Below are 21,314 nucleotides of genomic sequence, written 5' to 3'. Positions count from 1 at the left end.
GCAATATAAGTCTTATTATTTAAATAATGATTATATTGCTTACTAATATGGGGTATAAAGGTTCTATAGTGCAAAAATTTATTTATTTTTATCAGTTTCCATTCCTACCATTTACAACATCATATGGAGCAAATGCTGAATTAACAAAAATCAATGAAGATAGCTTCCATATTATTTATAACCGCAATGAAACTGACAGGGAATACGATATTTTAGGAGATAGAAAAACTACTATAAAATTTTTTATAGTAAAATATTTCTTTCCTATAATACTTTTATTTTTTACAATAGGAGTAGATTTTTTAAAGCTAGATATTTCTATTATTGTTGTAGTATTAGCATCTATCTTTTTTATGCTTTTCAAAAATATTGATATTGTAACTAAATTTACAATCATTCTGTTAGGTGGTTCAATTTACTTTAGTTTTATTAATTTTGACTTAATTTTAATATTTTTTAAGTATGTTTTATTGTTTTGTATAGCAATAGAATTTATTTTTGACACTGCTTTTAGAAAAACTTTTGCATTGTTAGAAAATGGACAAATTATAACTTATTGTTATTATGAAAAAGGAATAAAATGAAAAAAATAATTTTTAATACTATTTTATTAACAGGTTTCTTAAATGCAGAACATTTAGGAATTCCTTTAGCACCCGAAAACTTTAAAGATACAAAAACAATCTATTATCCAAATAGACCAGCAGACCAACAACCAAACAATAATCCTAATGTAGGTGATGTTGAAATTAACAAATTTTACTTAGATATGGATAATGGTGAAATCAAAGGCTTACAAAAAAGGGATAAAGAAATAAAACATCTTTTAGATAAGTTTGACTCTGTAAGGATTAGCCAAAATCCTTTAGTAAAGTCTATTTTATCTCAAGATGAAATAGCTGTTCATCCTTATTTTACTTTTACAATACTTTTGCCAGCAGGTTCTAAAATTACATTAGCACAAGGCAAAAGTCTTGAAAAGATAAGTTTTAATGAAAATATTGTTTTATTCGATGTAAATAATGATTTTGATAGAGGTAATCTTATAATTTTATATACAGATAAAAACAATAAAAACAGAATATTAAACATTTTGGTTCGCAGGTTTAGCGTTGATGAAATTCAGAATCAGGAGTTAAATACCGTGTATACGTATTTAGACCAAAAAATTTTAAAAGATGAAGAAGTTTTAGAAGCTTTCTATAAACAATACAAAAAAAGTCCTGATAAAAAATTTAATTATTTATACATAGATGACATGGTTTATCAGATAGTAGAAGATGAAATTAATGGAAATTTATATGTAAAAAATAAAAAATATAGAATTGTAGTTACTAGAAAGGAAAAATAAAATGGTTAATTTGATTAAAAAGTATAAAGCCTTATCATTTGGTGTTTTTACTGTAGTGATATTATGTCTAATCGTATTTTTTAGGAGTCCCAAGCAAGAAAATAAATCACAATTTGATAAATTAGAAACCTCTACGCCTACTGAAATAAAATCAACAGTAGAAGAGATGAGCCAAATAATTGAAGAAAATAAAGAAGTTGTTAAAATTGAGGATGACACGTCTAATAAAGGAGGTGTTTCAGACATAATCGAAAATCCATTTATCACCAATACAAAAAACGACAAAGATACAAATAAAAAGGTTGAAAATTTTGAAAATATATTAAACAATACTATTACAACAGAACAACCACAGCAAGAAAATACATATAATACAAACAACGAGAAATTTTATTCATCTTTAGAAGATAATTCATTAAAAACAAAACCACAAGAAGAAATAGTTGATAAATCAACTAACGAAATACCTGCTCCACAATTACAAAATTATGTTGATGAACAAGAATTTTCAAATCATGTTAATACATTAGACTTTCCAATAAAAGAAGTACAACAAGAACCTAAACCACAACCACAACAAGAACCACAAAATAATTTAATAGAACAAAATTGTCAAGTTGTTGGGGAAAAGGTAAAATATAAAACTGGCGAAGAAAGAGCCAAAGATATTAAAGAAAGCGAAGCTATGCTTTTCGATTACAATGGTTTAATTGTTAACTCTTACAAACAATTAGAATATCTTAATCTACAGAAAGTATTTTCTTTTTCTGAAAAAGAAAACTGTATAAATATTGTAAACGAAAAAGAGTGGTGTTTAAACGAGACACGATATGGTACAGATTTAATAAAAATAGATAAAACTAAGAAACTAGTTAGAATAAAAATTCTTAAAGATTCAGTATATGTAAATTTAACAATAAACGATAAGGAAATACAATGAGAAAAATATCATTCTGCTCAATCATATTAGCTTCACAATTATTTGGAGCTTCTTATGAAGAATTAGAAGTTTTTAAAAAAGGTTTTACAGTAGGACTTGAAGCTGTTGATTATCAATTAAACCACGAAGGTTTTGAACCAAAAAAGATAGAAACAACTTCTCCATATGCGGTTGTTTGGGAAATAGAAAAAGTTCAAACAAGAGATATTCTATATCTACAGCATCTTTTAAATCGGGATGGTATAGAGAGTTATATAATGAAAGATTTTTTACTTGTTTCAACTTTTGATAGGTTAGCAGATGCAAAAGCTTTGGTTAAAAAAATCAATAAAATGTACGGAGTTACTTTAAAAGTTAAAGAATTAGAAACAGGTACATTGGAGACATATCCTGTATTATTTGCAAGCAAGACAAAAGAGCTTACGGATAATTTTTTACAAAGACAAAGGAAAGTATATATTACGCCTTTACAATTAAAATTAGCTAAAGGTGAAATTACTTTAAATGATATTCCTATGGATAAAACAAGATATAAAGCAAATAAAAATAAAAAATTTAAGCTAAAAAATAACGCTGTAGCATATGAATATAATCTTAAAGCCGATAAGAAATTAAATTGTAATGGTGCTTATAAAAAAGGTAACTGCTATTTAGCATATAATTTTCACTCTATAGGTGAAGTAAAAGAAGGAACTGAATATACTTTAGGCGGTGTATATTTAAGAAATGATGGTATTAAGATGCAAAAAGTTTTAAATAAAAATTTATTTTTCTTCCTTGACGATATTGATGGTGGAGAAGAATAATGATTATAAGAAAATTATTTTTAGTTTTAACACCATTAGTAATTACAGCTTGTTCTTCAATTCAGCAAACAAATGATTTACCTACTGAAACTTTGGAAAAGGTTGTAGTCCACAATGGTAATAAAACAAAATATTATTATTTAAATTTAGATAAAAAAAAGGAATTTGAAAAATTTGTAATAAAAGAATTTGAAACTTTTGAAGAATTAGATAATGATTATGATACAGTATGTTTAGATTCTACATGCTTGAATAGAAAAATTGTAAAACCAAGCACGGAATATTTAGAAAGTAGATATTTAGACAAACTATGGGCGGTAGGATATGAATATGATAAGAAAAAATACTAAAATTCTGCCTATTGTTTTATGCTCTGCTTTTTTACAAGCAAATCAAACCCCAATGTTAAATCAAAACATTCCTAATAACGCAGATTTTTTAAGACAAGATGTTTCTAATTTTGGTAAAACAAATGTTGTTAATGTTGAACAAGAGCCTTTAAATTTATTTAATGAAGAAGATAATAAAAAACAAAATTCTAATGAAATGAGACAATTGCAATCTCAGCAAAATAAAATTTCTAATAACGTAGACTACAACAAAGCTATAATAACAGATTATAAGAGAGAAGTAATGTTTAACTTTATTGTTTCAAGAGCTAATAATGCTAAATTTAATAGCATTAAGGGTGACAAAACTCTTGAAATTAAAGATATTGAAGCAATAACACCTAAAACAGAATCTTCTAAGCCAAAAGAAAAACTTGCGAATATTAAAGGTTACTGTTTTACAGAGACAGATGTTAATGTTGGATTTCAGCCTATGGGTGCTAGCTTAAAATGCAATACAAATTATGGAACAATGACGTTCTTTGGAAATTATGTCCCTAACAATGAATTATATACCCTTTTTATAACTGGTCTTTTTGTTGAAAAAGGAGATTTTAAATATCCAATTGTTTCAGGCAAAATTTTAAACAAGGATAAAAATAGTTATAATATAGCTACTTATGTGAATTCAAATAAAATAGAAAAAGCTTGGTTACAAGCTGGGGCAAATACTGCTGATGTTGTTAAAGCAGGTGCTAATGATTATATGAAACAATTAGAACAAAGCAGAAAAAAAGAAACTGGCGGAGCAACAACTGTTAGTTCTAGTGGTGCTATAAGTCAAGAGCCTACAATAACAAATTACGAAAAACCTAATTTAACTGAATACATTATTAAAGGCGGGGTTGACGTAGTAACTACTGTTGCTAAAGAAATAACGCAAGCTCTCAAAGAAGAACTTCCGTTTGCTTATAAAGTTGTAAAAGATACTCAGTTTTATATTGACATTTGGGTAAAAACAACGCCTATGGAAAGTGATACTACTTTAGATAACGAATTTGATAATAAACCAACAACTGATGGTTCAATAAATACTAAAAATCAAAATTTATTGGATTTAAAAAAAGAAGAACAAATACAAGAAACATTAATAAAACAAGGTGATTTTTTACAAAAGGAAATTAGATGAATAAAATAATATTTATGAGTATTTTATCCGCTTTATGCTTACACGCAAATCAAATTCAGGATTATTACTATAATGAGGGTTATGAAAATGGATTTCAACAAGGGCTTTTAAAAGGACAAGAAATAGCATTAGAGAGTGCAAAAAAAATTATAGAGCGTTATAAGGCTAGAATTAAAAGTTATGAGATTGGAAAATATTTAATAGCAAATAAAAATTTAACTGCACCCCAAATTTATCAAAAAATTAATGGTAATAAATTTGAAATAATAGTATTACCTTCAAAAATAGAAAAAGAGTTAGATATAGAAGCTATTTTTAATGAATTTGGTTCAGTTCCTGAATTAGAGCAACCTTCTGAAACAAATACTAATACTAATATTTTAAATAGCATTGTCTTACAAGAAAAGGATTTGTATAACAATAAAGGTATTTTATCTAAGCCAAGTGAAAAAACTTCAACAAACAAACTTACACTTAAAAAAAATTCTAAGACAAAAGAAATATTACAGAGTGCGAACGTAAGTTTCGTTGAGACTAAAAACAATTTTGAAGTTATTTTCTTCACTAAAGAAGAAAGAAAAGAATTTTGTGAAAGCTTTAAGGTTTGTAACTAAAAAGGGGTTAGTATGTTCAATAAAATAATAAAGAAAAATAATGCAGAAAAAAACATTAACTCTAACGAAGCTGAATTAAAAAGTGAAAAATTAGATACTACAATAGAGGATACAAAATCTAATTCAGAAAATAAAGAAAATATAAAATCACAAAAGCCAAAGAAACAAAAAGACATAACTTTAGATGAAGGTTATGCTTTTAAAGCTGAAAGATTTTTTGCTAAGAATTGGATTTTTATTTTTACAATTACATTAGTTACTATTTTTTATTCTCTTTATACACAAAAATCAGTTACAGACAAGGTCAATCGCATGCAAGAGATGATGGAAAAGGCAAATTTGTATGTAGTTTTAACAACCGTTGATGGGCGTAGTGTAAAAGTTCAAAAAACTGAACTAAGCTCAGACTATATAGAGCGTTGGTTAGCAAGAACTTTAATTGATGGTTTAATTGTTACAAGAGCAGAATTGACGGATAATTTTAAAACTACTGATTTCTCAGATGTTGCAGTGATTATGAAAAATAGTTATAAATTAAGCAGTCTATTACAATATGTTTTAGATGAAAATCCAAAAGAATCTAAAGCAGTAGATAATTTAAGAACGTACCTGTTTGCTTTACAGCAAGCATTGGCCGCCGATACTTTACCTGAATTTATGAATATTGTAAAATATAGAACTTCTTCATTTAGTTTTAAAAATAACCATTTTTCAATAGAAGTAGAAGTGGAATTATCTACATATAACAGGCTTTCCGCTCAAAATAAAAATGTTTTTGGAAAAAGTAAAATTAAAATCCAGGCAGAAGGTATTTTAAGCTTAGAAGATAGTTCTGAAAACAACCCATATGGTTTATTAATTAGACGTTTTGCCGTAGAAATTCCAAAAAAACCTACAACATAAAAAACAAATAGGGTAATAAATAATGATAAAAATAGGATTTATTTTTCTTATATACATAAAAATGTTTGCATTCACTGATTTGGAAATAGCAGAAGCAATAAAGAAGGTTGCATTTGAAGAAAATATTAATCCTAAGATTTTATATACAATTGTAAAAATAGAGAGTAATTTTAATCCAAAAATAATTTCAATGTTATTGGAAAAAGATGAAGTAAACAAAATCATTACTTTAAACCGCAAGAATAAATTTAAAGTATCTTTTTATGATTATGCTTTAAACTCTAATAAAAAAATAGTCAATATACTTGCTTATAATAAAGATGATTTAGTTATCCTAACACAAATATTAAAAGAGAATAACTTTTCTTTTGATGTTGGACTAGCTCAAATTAATTCATATAATTTTTCTATTTCTGAAGTTGAGCAAGTTGTTAGTTTGGAGGGGAATTTGAGAAAAGCAACTCAAATTCTTAAATCTTGTATCGTTGCAAAAAAAGATATTGAAAACGCTATAGAATGCTACAATTACGGTCTAAAACCACGTAAGAAAAATATTTATTTTGCAAGGTTTAAAAAGAGTTTTATAAAAGATTTCGGAGTTTAAATGTTTTATCTTTGCCTTAATATTTTCTTAATTTTTATTATAATAAAAAGTGCCAAAAACAATCATATGTTAGGCGTTGAAAATGAAAGAGACCTTTTAGATTATGTTATAAATAAGTTTTCTTTAATTTTTTATAAGTTTAAAAGTCCTTATATGCTAGATTTTGATAGTTTTAATAAAAATAGTGTAAAGTTCAATACTTGTTATCCTTCCCTTTATGGCTTAGTATTAAAAAATACTCTTGAAAATAAAGATATAGTTAGTTTTAAAGAAAAGTTTAATAGTAATTTAGGCTTTTTTTTCTATATTGAAAATTTTAACTCAAAGGGAAATAAAACAATATACATATTATCACCAAATCAAGAGATTATCAAAACTTTACATGATAATAAAAAATCTAAAATATTATCAGGGTTAGAAATTCTTAATCTAGTAAAAAGAAGTGTTTTTACTTCTACAAACTATATGAATAATATTTTTTTAAGTACCCAAATCTTTAGACAAAAAAGAAGTTTGCTAAAAAAATATGTTTATTACGCATATAAAATAATCCCGCCTAAATTTTATACTGATAAACACAAAGTGAGTATAAGAAATGCAACTTTATGGCAGACAGTTGATTTTTATGATAATAGAATTACTAAATATTTTCCGAAAATAGAAAAAAATAAATATGCTAGTCTGAACTGTATATTAGTTGCTGAAAACAAATTAGATTTTGATGACTTTTTTTGTATACAAAATAATTATTATTATTCATTGTTAGAAAAAAAAGACGGTATAGAGAATATTCTAACTACAACACCATTAAAATCAAGAGGTTCTGAGAATCTTCTTGTTTTAACAAAAAGATTATTTCTAAGAGGAAGAACAGATGGATAATAAAACAAAAGTAACTATTTTTTTATTTTTTTTAAATCTAGTTATTATTCAATTTTTATTTTTAATGTTGATTAATAATACTAGATTTGTATGGGTATTTTTTTCATTATGCTATATATTATTTTTTTATATTTGGCTTAAGTATAAAAAATTCCCAACTTTTACTAAAATGTTTTACAAGTACTTTGTAGTTTCTTTCTCTTTTTTAGTTTTTAATCACAAATTGAAAGATAGGGTAAAAATTTTAGAAATAAAAGAAGACAGTATAATACTAAATACCATGAATAAAGAGCTTTTTGGGGTAGAACTTACAGGTACAAGTTCTGTTGAAAAATATATCAATAATGAAAATATACGAAGCATCTATGATTCTGCAACTAATGAAAAAAAAGGTTTGATATATCAAGTTATAGTTAAAAATGATAAGTATCAAAAAATGTATATATTTTCATACTACAGAGAAGTTGTAAAGTTGATTGCTGATATTTTAAATATACGATTACTAAAAGGCACAGCACTTGCTGACGCATTGGTGGATGTGAATTTGAATAATGATTATTTTATTGCTGATAGAAAATTAAACAAAATAATTAATATAGACCACGCAAAAGCAATAGACAATAATCCTAAAGAAGCAGTAATAAATTCTATATTAAAAATTTCAGTTGCAGACAATGTAAAAAAAGCTCAGGTATATAGAGCATATGCCGTCAAAGATACCTCTATGAGACCTATAGACTATGTTAAACTTTTCAAAATCCCTTTTAAGGGAGTGATTTGGTGTAACTTTGATTTTTATAAAACTCGTAGAAATGGTTTTGCACAAACTTTCCACGATGCTAGAAAAATGTGGGGACAAAAAGCGGGGTTTGAAAATTTTAAGGATATTTTTGATAGAAATCCTTCAAATCCTATTTTAACAAGTTCTACTGCATTATTAATCGATTCTGATGGTAGTGATATTATTCAAATTGGTGAAATACTAGGATATTCATACTCTAATTTTCAACATTCTCGGTTAAACCCTATTTGTGTAATGCCCTTACAAAAAGTAGATACACACTTTGTATTGCCGATAACATCGGATTTCTTAAATTACAGAATTGCTTTAACACACAAAGAACAAACTTTAAAAGCAGACATCTACGGAGTAGATTTAAAAGGTGCTTTTATTAATTTTTCATTTGCTAATGAAAACAATGCCCCACATTCTGTTATTTTAGCAGAAACAGGCTCTGGAAAATCTTTTGCAAAACAAAAGATGTTAGCACAAATGTTAGATTTAGATATAAAAACTGGTTATTGTGAGAAACTAGGACTAAATAGCCATCAGTATGCAATAAGAAATTTAGATATCGGTGGCTCAGACTTTAAAACATTCAAACTTATAGAAAGCAACCCTAAGAATAATGCTAGACGTATTTCTGAAGATTTTGAGAATTTTGCTTTCAATATAGTTAATTTTGACATTAACCCTGAAACTAAAAAACCGTATGAAGAAGATATAGGCTTTGCTGTAGATTTAATTTCGATGTATTTAGAAGCCACAGGTGTTAAACCCTTAACTGCAAATGAAACTAAAGCATTTAAGGATATTGCTTTCCGTATTTATGCTGGTGATTTAGAAATAGAAAACTATCGTGTTAGTAATTTAAGACTTTACAATAAAGAAACCTATATAAAGTTAAAGGAATCTTTAGGCTATGCCGAAGCTACACTTTTAGCCGATATAAAAGAAGATGAGTTTAATTTTTTAAAAAAGCCAAAATTACTTGACTTTCAAAAACATGCTTCAATTTTAGCTAAAAATAATCAAATTGAAACCGCAGAAAGGGAAGCATATTTTTCTCTTGAAGGTAAATTATCAGGCCTTAAGGAATCTGTATTTAATAAATTTGATAATTTTTCAGTGGGGGAAATCGCTTATATTTATGCTGATTTTAATACTATAAAAGAGAATAGGTTATTTGTACCTTTGTTCTTTTCAATTTTTTGGAAGATATTTATTAAAGATAGAAAACGTAGTATTGAATTTAAAAAACAAGGTAAAGCATCTCCTAAATTAATTTATGCTATTGAAGAAGCAAGTAATTATTTTAGATTTGATAGTTTTATCACCATGTTTGAAAAATTAGCTTTAGAAACACGAAAATACAATGTTCATTTAATGTTTATCCTACAAAATTTAGAGGATGTCCCACCAGCAATTATGAACAATTTGCCTACAAGAATTTTTTTAACAACACCTGCAAAGAAACAGGATTTATTGTTTAAAATAAAAAATACACTTAACCCGACAAATGAATTTATAAGAGCTGTTGAAGTGTGCGAACAGTATATTATGATAATTCAGTATTCTAAAGGTGTTTTTAATTTAAAATTAGAATATACATCTGAAGAAGCGGCACTGTTTTCATCAGACCCTAATGAAAACAAACCTAAAAAAGAAGAGAGCGAATCAAAAAATGAAAAGTAAGTTACTACTATTATTATTTTTACAAGCATTATTGTTTTCTGCGGGTACTGGTGGAAGTGGTATATTGCCAGTTATTGGCGGAACAACTGGCAATCCATTTGGTAATTTAAATAGCTTAGAAGAATCTAACGAATGGATGTGGGCTGGAATTTTAGGAGCTTTTACAGCTTGTACTACTATAATTCCATTTATACTGTCATTTTTTCATGGTATATATAAGGAAAGAACTCACCATAACCAAGATTTCTCAATGGTAGGGGTTATGGTTAGAAGTATAGCTTGGCATTTTTTAGCTTGTATAGTAACAATGTTTTTTATAGAAGCACTTCATTTTACCGTTGGCTCTGATGGTTTTATTCAAATAAAAAGCATTAAAGAAATGCTTATAATGTTTTGGTCTCAACAGCCTTATTCAGCAGGTGCAAACGGAGCTTCTGATACTTTAGCATATGTATTTTTTATGATAGCATATTTATTTTATAACATATTTTGGATAGCTTGTGTAGCTTTTGCAGGTCTATATAGTTATCGCTCAGCAAAAGTAAAAGCAGATGCTTCAATAGCGAGTATAGGCATATCTACTTTTATAGGTTGTCTTTTAGGTTATCTTATTTATATAGCTTGGGAAAATACTACAGAACTTGCCACTTATATGAATATTTCAGGTGTAAGTATTAAGGAAAACTTCATACATCATTTTTGGACTACATATGCCACAGTTAAAAACTAATAAAACATATAACTTTAAGTGAATTTTAAGTTTGTAAGAGTAACATTTTCTTACTTTAATTAACAATTTGAAAGGATGAATATGAAAAAGATTAGCACATCTTTTTATAAACTATCAGCCATATTAATGACAACTCAAGCTTTTTGTGCTGGTGCAGGTGGCAATGTTACAGGAGAGCAGTTTAAAAATTTTACATCTATTGTTGATGAATCTGCTTCAACAGCTCAGCATTCAATTGGGACTTTTGCTCAAGTTTTTTTCTCTCTTTTACCTTTAGCATTAATTATAATTGGCGTTTTGGGTGGTTTGAAATTTCTAAAAAAACAATCAAATGGACAAGAAGAAAACTTTGGTAAGCAAATGGGTTATGGTACTGCTGGTGCTTTAATAGGCTTTTTCTTTTCAGTAGTAGTAACAGTAGCTATTTCATATATGCTTACAGGAGAGGGTGATGCTATTCCAGGAAGAGTTTATGTATGGTGGAAACAGTCTTTAGGAATATAAAATATAGCAACTTTAAAAGTTGCTATATTGAGGTTTTTTCATGAAAAAGATATTTTTGTTAATTTTTTTAATGTTTTATTTTACACAACAATTATGGGGTGTCTGTGGGCCTTGTAGTCCATATCCAGAATTGTATTATAATTCTTTGTCAAAAACTTCTATAACAACGTCTTTTGAATCTTATTATAGAGCTACTACTAATTCAAAAGGATTAGAAGCATTTGCCACAACATACGATAATCAAAAAATTCAAAATGAATTATTAAAAAAACTAATGGAAATAAAATTACATAATACGCATTTAACAAACAAAATTAACCACAACTTACAAAAATTAATTGAAATCAAAAATTTAAAGATAGATAGTGAATCTTTAAAAGTTATTGATAATTTAAAAACAGATTTTAAGGAAAATAAATGAAAAAAATATTTTTAAGTATTTGTTTAGTTTTATCTGCAAATGCGTTTAATATTAGTGGAGTTTTAAGTGGTGCTGGTGATAATTTATTAGGAAATTTAAAAGATTTATCAAGTAGCTCATTAAGTAATATTTTTAAAACCGCTGGTAGTCCTTTGGATTTTTTTGAAACTTGTCAAAATGATTTGATTGATAGTGTAACAAATGAAGTAGCAAAAGAAATAACTAATAGAATCGGGTCTGCAAATTTTTGTGCGTTAATAAACAATAGTCTTGCAAATGGAGGGAATTTAACTTGTGGTGGTAAAAATCAACAACTGACTATAGACGCAGAAATTAAAGAATTTTGTAAAAATTATGAATCTGCTTTAAATAACACAAGTGGAGATATAAAAGACTCTGTAAACAACTCAGCTCGTTCAATAGCTAAATGGGCTAAAGAAGAAAATAGCAAACCTTATAATGATACAAGGGATAATCTAAAAGAAGTAGAAAAAACAGCTCAAGATAAATTAGATGAAATTTTTTCAGGCAAGAACAAAGAAGAAATAAAAAGAGCTGGGCTAGACTCTAAAGGTGAAGATAGTATATTTAAGATGGCTTCAGAAAAAAATTCAAAATCCCCACTTTTATCTGTTTTATCAAACATGGATACTCAATTTCTTGCAAAAATGTATTTAGATTATTTTTCAGAAACAGCAAATATAGAAGCCTTACAGAAAGATATTGCTAATGCTAAAAAAAATAATGGAAAATATGAACTAGATAAAAAACAATCAGCTAAATTAGACTCAGCTGAGCTTAGAAACTTAACCAAGTTAAGCTTTCCAGCAAATATTGAATATACTTTAAATGATAAAGGAGAAATTACTCATATAGGAGGTCAACCCGTTGGAGTAGTTACTAATAGACTTTCTCTAAAAGTTAAAAGTGCAAAAACAGAAGAACAAAAAAATATATCATCAGAGACAAACACAAGAATAAATGGTTATATTGATAACATGATAAATATTAATGATGCTTTAATAAAACATCTAAAAAATTCTTGCTTAAACCCTTTGTTTGAAGGTTTTAATTTTAAAGGATGTTCTACAACAATAAGTAGTGCCGACGAACTTTATAACATATTTAAAAATTTAAAATTAGTTCCTTTATCAAAAAGCTATGAAAGAATTGCAGGATTGGAAGTTCCGAATGGGTATTTTGACGAAAAAAATAATTCTTACAAAAATACCAACTCAGTTAATCTTGAAAAAGAAAATATCATTAAGTTAGATAAATTAAAACCAACTGAAACAAATATCATTAAGTTAGATAAATTAAAACCAACTGAAACAAATATCATTAAGTTAGATAAATTAAAACCAACTGAAACAAATATCATTAAGTTAGATAAATTAAAACCAACTGAAACAAATATCATTAAGTTAGATAAATTAAAACCAACTGAAACAAATATTATTAAGAGTGAGAGTGGCTCTAATCACTCTGACACCACTATAACAACTAATAATAAGGGATATACGAACAATAATATTTATACAAATAAAACTCCAAATCAAAATAACAGTAGTGTTGTTAAAAATAATAACCCTACTATATTGAGTAGCGATTATTATGAAATGACTTCAATCGGAAAAGCTTACTATGAAGCTTTAGGGATATTTGATAACGGGAGTGAGGATAAAGCAAGCTATGAACCTACAGCAAACGTAGATAAAAATCTACAAGAATTAAAAAGTATTACTTCAACTGCTGAAAAAATAAATTATGTGAAAACTTATATTACAGAATATAGATATAAAATAAGTGATTTAAAAACAAGTATTAATAATTCATTAGGTATATTTTTATCTAAAAAAAATTATATAAAAACTAATTTAGAATCATTAGAAAAACAATTAATTAGAGATTGTTCTATGTCTTGTCGTTTAGTGAGAACAGATGAACAGTGCTACATTTCAAAACAAAATCCTAATGTTAATCATACAATAGTTTCAGAAGGCTGTTATATATGTGATAATCCTCCAACAAAAGGGGCTACTAACGGAACATGTCAAACACTAAAAAAAGATATTCTAAACTACGAGTCTTTACTAACAAAGATTGATTATAATATCCAAGATTTAGAGACTAGAACGTCTGAATTAAGTAATATATTACAAAGATTAACTGATATTAATTATCAAATAGATACAGAAATTAAAAAATTTAATTATAATATAGATAAAAGTGGCGATGGCGTATATTCAGCTTATAATTTTTTAAGTAAATTTTATGAAGATGAAAATCGTTTTAGAGATAAAGCAAGAGAATATGCTGTAAAAAACCAAGAATTAAATAATAAAAATAGTATTGCTGAAGGCGTAAGTTTATTTGATATAAATCAAGCTGATATTATTGAAGCTAAAGCTCCTAAAACTTTCAATGAATATAAAAAAGGGGTGAAAGATATATCTCAAGCAATTCAAATGGATTCAATCTCTAGTGGTTCATCTGCTAATAAGATTATTTCTTCTATTCCCACAAAATCTTATAAATCAACTGACGCTAATTCTGTTAAACAAGTAGGAAAAGAGGTTAGTGAAAAAGTTGATATTTTAAATAAAAATATAGAGGCAACTGCTAATATAAAAAAAGGTTTATTAAAAGATTACGCTACTACTAGTAAAGATATAGCTGTGCCAACAAAAGATTATATTGAAAAATTTGTCCCTAAATCTCAAATGGCGATTTTAAGACAAATACAAAAGCAACAAATGAGAGAAGCATTGATTGAAGCTCGAGTTGATGAAGAAGCAAGAATAAAGAAAGAAACAGTCAAAATACTAGCAAACAAAGCTCTTATATTAAAAGAGGAATTTGATGAAGAAGCAAGCTATAAAGCATTAAAAGAGAGAATAGAGCAGGTAAGATAGGATGAAAATTGTATACGTTCTTTTAATTTGTGGCTTTGTTCAGGTTAATGCTGGTTGTGATGGTAATATACAAAATGTTACTAAGAAGTTTCAAAAAGCTCTTGATAATATGGATAAAAGTGTTGCTAGTGAATTTGATAAAATCACACAAGAATTAATTGACTTGTTTAATAATGAGGGGTCTGAAAATATTAAAACATTAGAAAAAAATGGTAAAAGTAATTTTCTATCTCTTATAAAAAGAAATTACAATAATAGTGTTTTGCTAAAAATACTAAATCTAAAGTCTTTAAAAGTAGACTCTGAAGGACTATAATGAAGAGGATACCTTTATTATTTTTTATTTGTTTAGAATTATTTGCTTTTCCCGCACAGTTTGTGAAAAAAGATTTACCTAAAATAAATAATAAAGAATCGCAACAACAATATTTAGCAATTAGCTCATTAAGTCAAAAGCTTTTTACAATTAAAACTTTATTTCTAGATAGAGATAAGGAATTAAGGCGTGTTTTAAGAGAGACAAGTATCAACCAAACCAACTTATCTAACAAGGAAGTTTGGTTGTGGCAAAAAATAATAAATTTAGAAAGTTTAAATATTGATTTAGAATTATTGAATCAAAGCAAAGAAGGTATAACTACAAAGGAACTTGAATGAGAAAATATTTGTGTGTATTATTATTTTCTAGTAATCTTTTTGCTTATTGTTATTTAGATGGGAGTGTTGATGAAGCACTTAATGCACTTTCGTCTTACAGCACTACATTAGAAAAAGAAGCAAATAAGATTAAAGTAAAAATAAGAGAAACATTAAATACTAGTATAAGGGATTTTCGTCAAGCATACCAGGAAAAATTACAGTATGAAAAGAAAATTTTAGAGTTAGATAACATCTCTGCTGTAAATGAAAATAAAACTAGTTTTTTATTAGAGAAAATTAAAAATTTAGAGAATCTAGAAATAGAAATTAAATTACTCAAAAAAGAAAGTAAGATAAACAATGAATATTAAAAAAATAATTATATACATATTTTTATCAGTTTTTTGCTATGCTAATTCCAATAGTACTAATGTTACCTTTTCAGATGATAAAGCCGTGTTGTCTCTTATAAAATCAAAAAAAAATCTCTTTTGTACCCCCACTATTTCAAAAGGGCAATATGCTACAAGAATTACTGGATTTGACCCTACTACTCTACATATTTTTTGTGGAATAACAAACACTGATGACATTGAAGGAGAAGAAGAAACTTCAGCTGATAAATTGAAACCACTAGAGGAAGTTTTAAATAGCGAAAAAGCTTCTATACAAATTTTACCTATATTAGAAAAATATAAAGCATATAATATTTTTAATAATTACGCTAATAATTTTTCAGCACGTTTTAACACAGAATTATCAAAAGCATATGATATAGACAAGCTTAATCTTAATTTAAAGATACAACTTTTTACTGAAGCTTTTAATCATATATCTTCAAATCTTTCTAGTTTATATTTAATTACACCTTTTGGTGTTTCTAAAAATCCAAACACGACAAGGGAAGAAAGACAAAAGATTTTAAATGAAGCATTAGGTAAAGCTACAATATTTCAAGGCTTAGTAAAAGCATTAACTTATCTTGAGGATGCAATTAAACCTGGTAAAAGGGATGAAGCTTATGTGGAAGCCGCAGTTAATAATGTTTTAGCTGAGACATTTAATGAATTAAACTCTGGATTTTATTATAATATCCCTAATTACATAACCATTTCACAGTTATTAGCAGGAATGTCAGTTTTAAATCCTGATATTTTAAATTTTAAAAATAATAGCGGAAGTGGTATAACAGATATTGCACCTTCAGCTTTTTTCTCTCTTAAAAAAAATAATTCACAGGGTCTTGATGGGGATTTTGTTAATGGCGTAAATAGTTTTTTAAATCCTAGTTTAAAGCTTTATAAAGGTGCAGGTGCAGATGGGACTTCTATATTAGCAAAGACTGCTGGTAGTAAAGATTATTTAGATTTTTCAACTATGCTATCGTTAGATAATTTAAATTATTATGTAATATTATTTCAAAGTATTCAGATAGTATACAACTTTTTGACTAAATTTTTACTTGTTTTAATAGGAACTTATTTTGGTGGTTTATATATGGTTAAAAAAGGCTTTAGTAAGTTTATTGAAAAACAACAAAGTCAAGTAGATGTAAAAAGCAAACTTGCTCTTATTATTGTAACAGGAGTTCTTTTTTTTATTCCTATTAACCAAGAAAATCAAATAACTACGACTATCTATCAGAATACATGGAAAAAAGCAGTTAATATGTCTATGTTAATAGCAGATAAAACTAATCAGTTAGGCTTTAGAGCAATAGTGAATAATTCTTTTGGTTCAATAGAATCTCCCAATGTAAAAAATTTAGCTCAAACCTTTGATAATATAAATTTAACATTGTTAAATACTTTAGTTTTAAAAGAACAGATTTTAAAAAATTGTTATGAAGGAAAACCATATGATGTAGCTGAAAATTATCAAGTATATAATGAATTAGAAATAAAAAATATAGAAAAAAAATCTACAGTTTTAAAAAACAACACTTCTAATGATATTATTTCTTTTAGAGCTTGTAGAGAAATGGAACAAACTTTAGCACACATGCAAATAGAATTAGCACCACAAATAGAAAAACTTATTAATTCATATTATTTTATAGAATCTTTTTATAGAGATATAGAGGGTGCAACAACAGGTAATTTAATGTTTGGGGGTAATATGTTTTTCAGATTAAAAGCAACTTCGCTTTTAATGGCTGATATTACAAAGCAATTAGGCTGGATAAGTTCTGCTATTATGCCAAGTTATGCTTCTATTATTAGCATCAATTTAATACCTGAAGTTAGTGCAGATGCTTCAATAAAAGCTAAGACAGATGTAAAAGCAATTTCAAAGGAATTAATAAAAGAAGTTGATAAAGGAGCTTTACCAAATCAAGGCAATATTGTTACAAAGGGTATAGATAAAATTGGCGGTTATGTAGGTAGTGCAGTTCAAAGTTTGGAATATAGTTATGCAGAGATTATAGGTGGAACAGCTTATTTATTAGTTCCAGGAGTATCGTCTATTTTTGATTTTGTTAAGAGTATTTTTGATACTTTTGACGATAAAGTTGTAGGAAGGATTTCTGGTTCTCTTGGAGTAGTAGGTGCAATTGGAGGAGCTTTAGTAAGTGTAGGGTTAAGTATAGCTGGGACTTTACTCGGAGCTTTAGTGGCTATTTGGGTAGCACATCTGTTTTTAGAAAAAGTTCCTTTGTTAATCGGGACTGTTATAGGGATGTTTGCCGTTGCTTTTTATTTTTATGAATTGATTATTTATACTTTTATATCTCCTTTTGTCGTTCTCTTTGCTATGACTACGGGAGGTCAAACATCAAAAATTCAACGTTTTCTAACAACAGGTGTAATACTAGTTTTAAAACCTACTCTTATTGTTTTGTCTATGTATATTGCTATTTATACCTTTTATATTTTTCAAGATATAGGTAAAATTATAGAAGAATCATTTTTTGCATCTCAATATAGTTTAACAAAAGGTTTTATTGCCCTTAGTTCTTTATTTTTTATGTCTATATTGATAAAAATAATTACAACTTTTGGTGCTATAATTATATTATATAAAACAATTACGGGCTTTCCTAATTTGGTATTTAAATTATTGGGGCTACAAGATGTTTATGATAATGAAAATGTATTAAGTGAAGTTATGAAAACTAAAAGTGGTCAAATGTCAGGGTTTCAATAATGTTTAATAAAGGTGTAGTATGAATAAAGATTTAAATTCTAATGAACAAATAATTTTAGCTAAGGAAGTTATATATTCTAAATACTATAATATAAAACTTCCTTTGAGATTTTACTTTCAGACTTTATCTTGTTTGTGGGTATCAGTATTGTCAGCTCTATTTGCATACAAAATTTTAGATTGGGGATTAATAGGTATAATAGCAGTTATATTTGGTGCTAACTATACATATTATCTTTATAGCTATAGCGAAAGAAGAGGGGAAGAAAATAAAACTAAATTGGCACTTTTTTTCCATAAATTTAATTGTTTAGTTTTGCAATTATTAAAAGAGAGGAATGGTAGATGAAAAAAGTATTAATTTTATTATTGTTTTCTTTACAAGCTATTGCTTGTTATTGTGGGCCTATTTATATTAGTTTTTTTGGAATTACATTACCACAAATGACAAACAAAGTTATAATGTCAGCTCAGTTACAGATACAAAATAATTTTTATCCTGCAATAAAAGAAGTTAATAAAGCTATAGAACAACAAAACAAAGAAATTAAAAAATTAATTGAAGCTGAAATACAAAAAGGCTTAGCTTTAGAACAGTTAAACTTTGAAATAGATAAAGCCCTAAAAATTCATTCATTAATAAATTAGACAGATTAAATTGATTTATCAATTTTTATATTAACATCAAGATTTATATTTAGCTCTTTATTAAAATATAAATCTTGATGTTTAGATATGTACTGATTACTATATATGTTTTTCATAATATCAATAATAGTATCTACTTTATTAATAGCTTTATAATCAAAAATAAGTTCATCATGAATTTGTAACAATGGTACAATATCTAGCTCTCTTTTTATTACCAACATAGCTAACTTAATTACGTCTGATGCAGATGCTTGACATAAGTTATTTATAGAAACTCTGTCTAATTTATTAATTAAAATTCCATTTTCAAAATAAATTTTACGACCATTTAAACTATGGATATATTTATTATTTCTAGCTTCTTTTTGCAATTTTTCTATAAATTTTACAGCACCATTTAAAACATTTTGATGCCTTTCTATATAATTTTTAGCTATCTCTATTGGTTGTTTTATTGTATGAGATAAAGCTCTTGCACCCATACCGTAAATTAAACCAAAATTAATTGCTTTGGCAATTTTTCTATAATGCTCTACATTTTGTTTGTTTATTTCAAACTTAAATAATTCTGTTGCTGTGTTTAAGTGAATATCCTCTCCATCTTGAAAAGATTTTATCAAAAAATTATCTTGACTAAAATGAGCCAACATTCTTAACTCAATCTGAGAATAATCAATTTTTATAAAATCACTTTTATTATTTGATTTAATATATTTGCTGACAAAAAAGTTTTCTATTACGCACTCTCTTGAAATGTTTTGTAGATTAACTTCACTGGAAGTTAGTCTGCCAGTTTTTGTGTTAGTACTTGAAAATGTTGTTTTTATTCGGTCATCTATAGGTTTTATTGCCTTTACAGCTTGTATAAAATATTTTAAAGCTCTAATCTTTTTAAACGCTAAAAAGTCATTTAGATAATTGGCACTTAAATTGTCTTGATACCTTAATAATTCATCATTATTTAAAACAATTTTATTATTTTTCGTTTTTGATTTAATATTTATTTTTTTAAAAAAATAAACTATATTTTCATCACATAAAAAGGAATTAAAATCTGTATTTTGTAGAAATAACCCTTTTGATTTTAGCTCTTTAATTGTTTCGTCAATATCTTTTTTTATTATATTATTATCTTTTTGCCATTCAATATTATCAAATAAATAACTATTAATGTTCATTAAATCTAAAATTTTCTCAAATTCCTTTTCTAATGGAAAGAACCTTAAATTAAAAAAATTCATTTTTCTAATATGTTCAAACAACACCTTTAAACCTATTAGTTTTTTAATCTCCATTTTTTCATCTATCCCAATTTTTATATCTATATTTAATAGTTTTTCAAGCATAAATTCTATGCTAATATTTTTTTTCGTATTATCTATCAGCCAATAATATAATTTTAAATCTTGATAATTAGGAAGCATAAAACCCAATATTTTAAATATTTTTTCTTTATCAAAAATAATAAAATTATTTAATTTTATAAAATTTAATACTTCTTCATTATCGACTTTATCTATTTCAAAATATTCAAAATTATCTAATATATAGATAATTTTTTCTTTATTGCTATCTATATAAAATGTTTTTTGTTTTTGTTGAAATAGTTTATTTAAATCATTATTTTTTTTATATTTTTCAGTATTTAGATATAGTTTTTTTTCTAGAGTGCAGGCAACCTCTTTAATTGTTTTTATTTTAACAAAATATTCAAAAAATAGATTTTGAATATACTTTATTATGACGCTAATTTCAATATTATTAGTGACCAATTCTTCTGTTTTATCAAGCAAAAATTCTTCTAGTGTTATAAAAGATTTTTCCTGCATTTCATCTATATATTTTTTTATAATATCAAATTTATTCTTTTTGTTTATATCTTCATAGTTATATGTATATTTTGAAAAAAAGTTTTTTATATATAAATTTTGATTATATTCCAACTGTAGTAAAAAATTTTTATTATTAGTAAAAAATATTATTGTTTCTTTTTTATATTTGTTTAAAAATTTATATATGAAAGCATTTTTATCTTCTATACTTTTTCTTAACACAACCAAAGATGTGTCTTGAGTTATGATTTCTATGTTTGTTTTATCAAATTCTTCACTTAATACAAAACAGCTAGATAATCCCATCTTAGCTATTTCTTTTAAGAATTCTATTTTCTTGTTATAATCCATAAATATATCAAAATCGAATAATAAAATCAT

Annotated in this window: 22 protein-coding genes; 21 read left to right on the top strand and 1 reads right to left on the bottom strand. The window is 26.2% G+C overall.

Annotation, left to right across the window (positions count from 1 at the left end; translation table 11 throughout):
- The first annotated feature begins 68 nt into the window (after positions 1-68).
- From AVBRAN_RS10465 to AVBRAN_RS10365, 21 genes are all read left to right on the top strand, one after another.
- Positions 69-584 (top strand): hypothetical protein, encoded by a 516-nt coding sequence (locus tag AVBRAN_RS10465; protein WP_239803832.1) that lies wholly within the window; start codon positions 69-71, stop codon positions 582-584.
- Positions 581-1,351: a hypothetical protein gene (locus AVBRAN_RS10460; protein ID WP_239803831.1), complete on the top strand. Its 771-nt coding sequence runs from the start codon at positions 581-583 to the stop codon at positions 1,349-1,351. Before AVBRAN_RS10465 ends, AVBRAN_RS10460 begins: the two co-directional genes overlap by 4 nt.
- A 1-nt stretch (position 1,352) precedes the next feature.
- Positions 1,353-2,291, top strand: coding sequence for a hypothetical protein (locus tag AVBRAN_RS10455; RefSeq protein ID WP_239803830.1), 939 nt, complete (start codon positions 1,353-1,355; stop codon positions 2,289-2,291).
- On the top strand, positions 2,288-3,097 hold the full coding sequence (locus AVBRAN_RS10450; protein ID WP_239803829.1) for a hypothetical protein: 810 nt from the start codon (positions 2,288-2,290) through the stop codon (positions 3,095-3,097). The genes AVBRAN_RS10455 and AVBRAN_RS10450 overlap by 4 nt, the downstream gene beginning before the upstream one ends.
- The gene (locus tag AVBRAN_RS10445) at positions 3,097-3,447 is read left to right on the top strand and encodes a hypothetical protein (protein WP_239803828.1); all 351 of its coding nucleotides are present in this window, start codon (positions 3,097-3,099) and stop codon (positions 3,445-3,447) included. Before AVBRAN_RS10450 ends, AVBRAN_RS10445 begins: the two co-directional genes overlap by 1 nt.
- Positions 3,422-4,615 (top strand): hypothetical protein, encoded by a 1,194-nt coding sequence (locus AVBRAN_RS10440; protein ID WP_239803827.1) that lies wholly within the window; start codon positions 3,422-3,424, stop codon positions 4,613-4,615. Before AVBRAN_RS10445 ends, AVBRAN_RS10440 begins: the two co-directional genes overlap by 26 nt.
- Positions 4,612-5,229 carry a hypothetical protein gene (locus AVBRAN_RS10435; RefSeq protein WP_239803826.1) on the top strand — a complete coding sequence of 206 codons (618 nt, stop codon included), beginning with the start codon at positions 4,612-4,614 and terminating at the stop codon, positions 5,227-5,229. The genes AVBRAN_RS10440 and AVBRAN_RS10435 overlap by 4 nt, the downstream gene beginning before the upstream one ends.
- Before the next feature lie 12 nt (positions 5,230-5,241).
- Complete coding sequence (locus tag AVBRAN_RS10430; protein ID WP_239803825.1) at positions 5,242-6,132, top strand: hypothetical protein; 891 nt, start codon at positions 5,242-5,244, stop codon at positions 6,130-6,132.
- A gap of 22 nt (positions 6,133-6,154) precedes the next feature.
- Complete coding sequence (locus tag AVBRAN_RS10425) at positions 6,155-6,736, top strand: transglycosylase SLT domain-containing protein (protein ID WP_239803824.1); 582 nt, start codon at positions 6,155-6,157, stop codon at positions 6,734-6,736.
- A 153-nt stretch (positions 6,737-6,889) separates the two neighbouring features.
- Positions 6,890-7,618 (top strand): hypothetical protein, encoded by a 729-nt coding sequence (locus AVBRAN_RS10420; protein WP_239803823.1) that lies wholly within the window; start codon positions 6,890-6,892, stop codon positions 7,616-7,618.
- The gene (locus AVBRAN_RS10415) at positions 7,611-10,094 is read left to right on the top strand and encodes a hypothetical protein (RefSeq protein ID WP_239803822.1); all 2,484 of its coding nucleotides are present in this window, start codon (positions 7,611-7,613) and stop codon (positions 10,092-10,094) included. The genes AVBRAN_RS10420 and AVBRAN_RS10415 overlap by 8 nt, the downstream gene beginning before the upstream one ends.
- Positions 10,084-10,824 carry a hypothetical protein gene (locus AVBRAN_RS10410; protein ID WP_239803821.1) on the top strand — a complete coding sequence of 247 codons (741 nt, stop codon included), beginning with the start codon at positions 10,084-10,086 and terminating at the stop codon, positions 10,822-10,824. The genes AVBRAN_RS10415 and AVBRAN_RS10410 overlap by 11 nt, the downstream gene beginning before the upstream one ends.
- Positions 10,825-10,905: 81 nt before the next feature.
- On the top strand, positions 10,906-11,328 hold the full coding sequence (locus tag AVBRAN_RS10405) for a hypothetical protein (RefSeq protein ID WP_239803820.1): 423 nt from the start codon (positions 10,906-10,908) through the stop codon (positions 11,326-11,328).
- A gap of 40 nt (positions 11,329-11,368) precedes the next feature.
- Complete coding sequence (locus tag AVBRAN_RS10400) at positions 11,369-11,749, top strand: hypothetical protein (RefSeq protein ID WP_239803819.1); 381 nt, start codon at positions 11,369-11,371, stop codon at positions 11,747-11,749.
- Positions 11,746-14,664 (top strand): hypothetical protein, encoded by a 2,919-nt coding sequence (locus tag AVBRAN_RS10395; protein ID WP_239803818.1) that lies wholly within the window; start codon positions 11,746-11,748, stop codon positions 14,662-14,664. Before AVBRAN_RS10400 ends, AVBRAN_RS10395 begins: the two co-directional genes overlap by 4 nt.
- Before the next feature lies 1 nt (position 14,665).
- Positions 14,666-14,980, top strand: coding sequence for a hypothetical protein (locus AVBRAN_RS10390; RefSeq protein ID WP_239803817.1), 315 nt, complete (start codon positions 14,666-14,668; stop codon positions 14,978-14,980).
- Positions 14,980-15,321, top strand: coding sequence for a hypothetical protein (locus AVBRAN_RS10385; protein WP_239803816.1), 342 nt, complete (start codon positions 14,980-14,982; stop codon positions 15,319-15,321). The genes AVBRAN_RS10390 and AVBRAN_RS10385 overlap by 1 nt, the downstream gene beginning before the upstream one ends.
- On the top strand, positions 15,318-15,674 hold the full coding sequence (locus AVBRAN_RS10380; RefSeq protein ID WP_239803815.1) for a hypothetical protein: 357 nt from the start codon (positions 15,318-15,320) through the stop codon (positions 15,672-15,674). Before AVBRAN_RS10385 ends, AVBRAN_RS10380 begins: the two co-directional genes overlap by 4 nt.
- Positions 15,664-18,450, top strand: a complete 2,787-nt coding sequence (locus AVBRAN_RS10375; protein WP_239803814.1) for a hypothetical protein — start codon at positions 15,664-15,666, stop codon at positions 18,448-18,450. Before AVBRAN_RS10380 ends, AVBRAN_RS10375 begins: the two co-directional genes overlap by 11 nt.
- Before the next feature lie 19 nt (positions 18,451-18,469).
- Positions 18,470-18,799 (top strand): hypothetical protein, encoded by a 330-nt coding sequence (locus tag AVBRAN_RS10370; protein ID WP_239803813.1) that lies wholly within the window; start codon positions 18,470-18,472, stop codon positions 18,797-18,799.
- Positions 18,796-19,098, top strand: a complete 303-nt coding sequence (locus AVBRAN_RS10365) for a hypothetical protein (RefSeq protein WP_239803812.1) — start codon at positions 18,796-18,798, stop codon at positions 19,096-19,098. The genes AVBRAN_RS10370 and AVBRAN_RS10365 overlap by 4 nt, the downstream gene beginning before the upstream one ends.
- Positions 19,099-19,103: 5 nt before the next feature.
- On the opposite strand, the gene AVBRAN_RS10360 is transcribed toward AVBRAN_RS10365, so the two are convergent.
- Positions 19,104-21,314 carry a DNA polymerase gene (locus AVBRAN_RS10360; protein ID WP_239803811.1) on the bottom strand — a complete coding sequence of 737 codons (2,211 nt, stop codon included), beginning with the start codon at positions 21,312-21,314 and terminating at the stop codon, positions 19,104-19,106.

It is taken from the genome of Campylobacter sp. RM12651 (assembly GCF_022369475.1).
Lineage (GTDB): Bacteria > Campylobacterota > Campylobacteria > Campylobacterales > Campylobacteraceae > Campylobacter_E.
The sequence above is the reverse complement of the archived record's forward strand: the minus strand, read 5'-3'. Positions and strand labels throughout refer to the sequence as shown.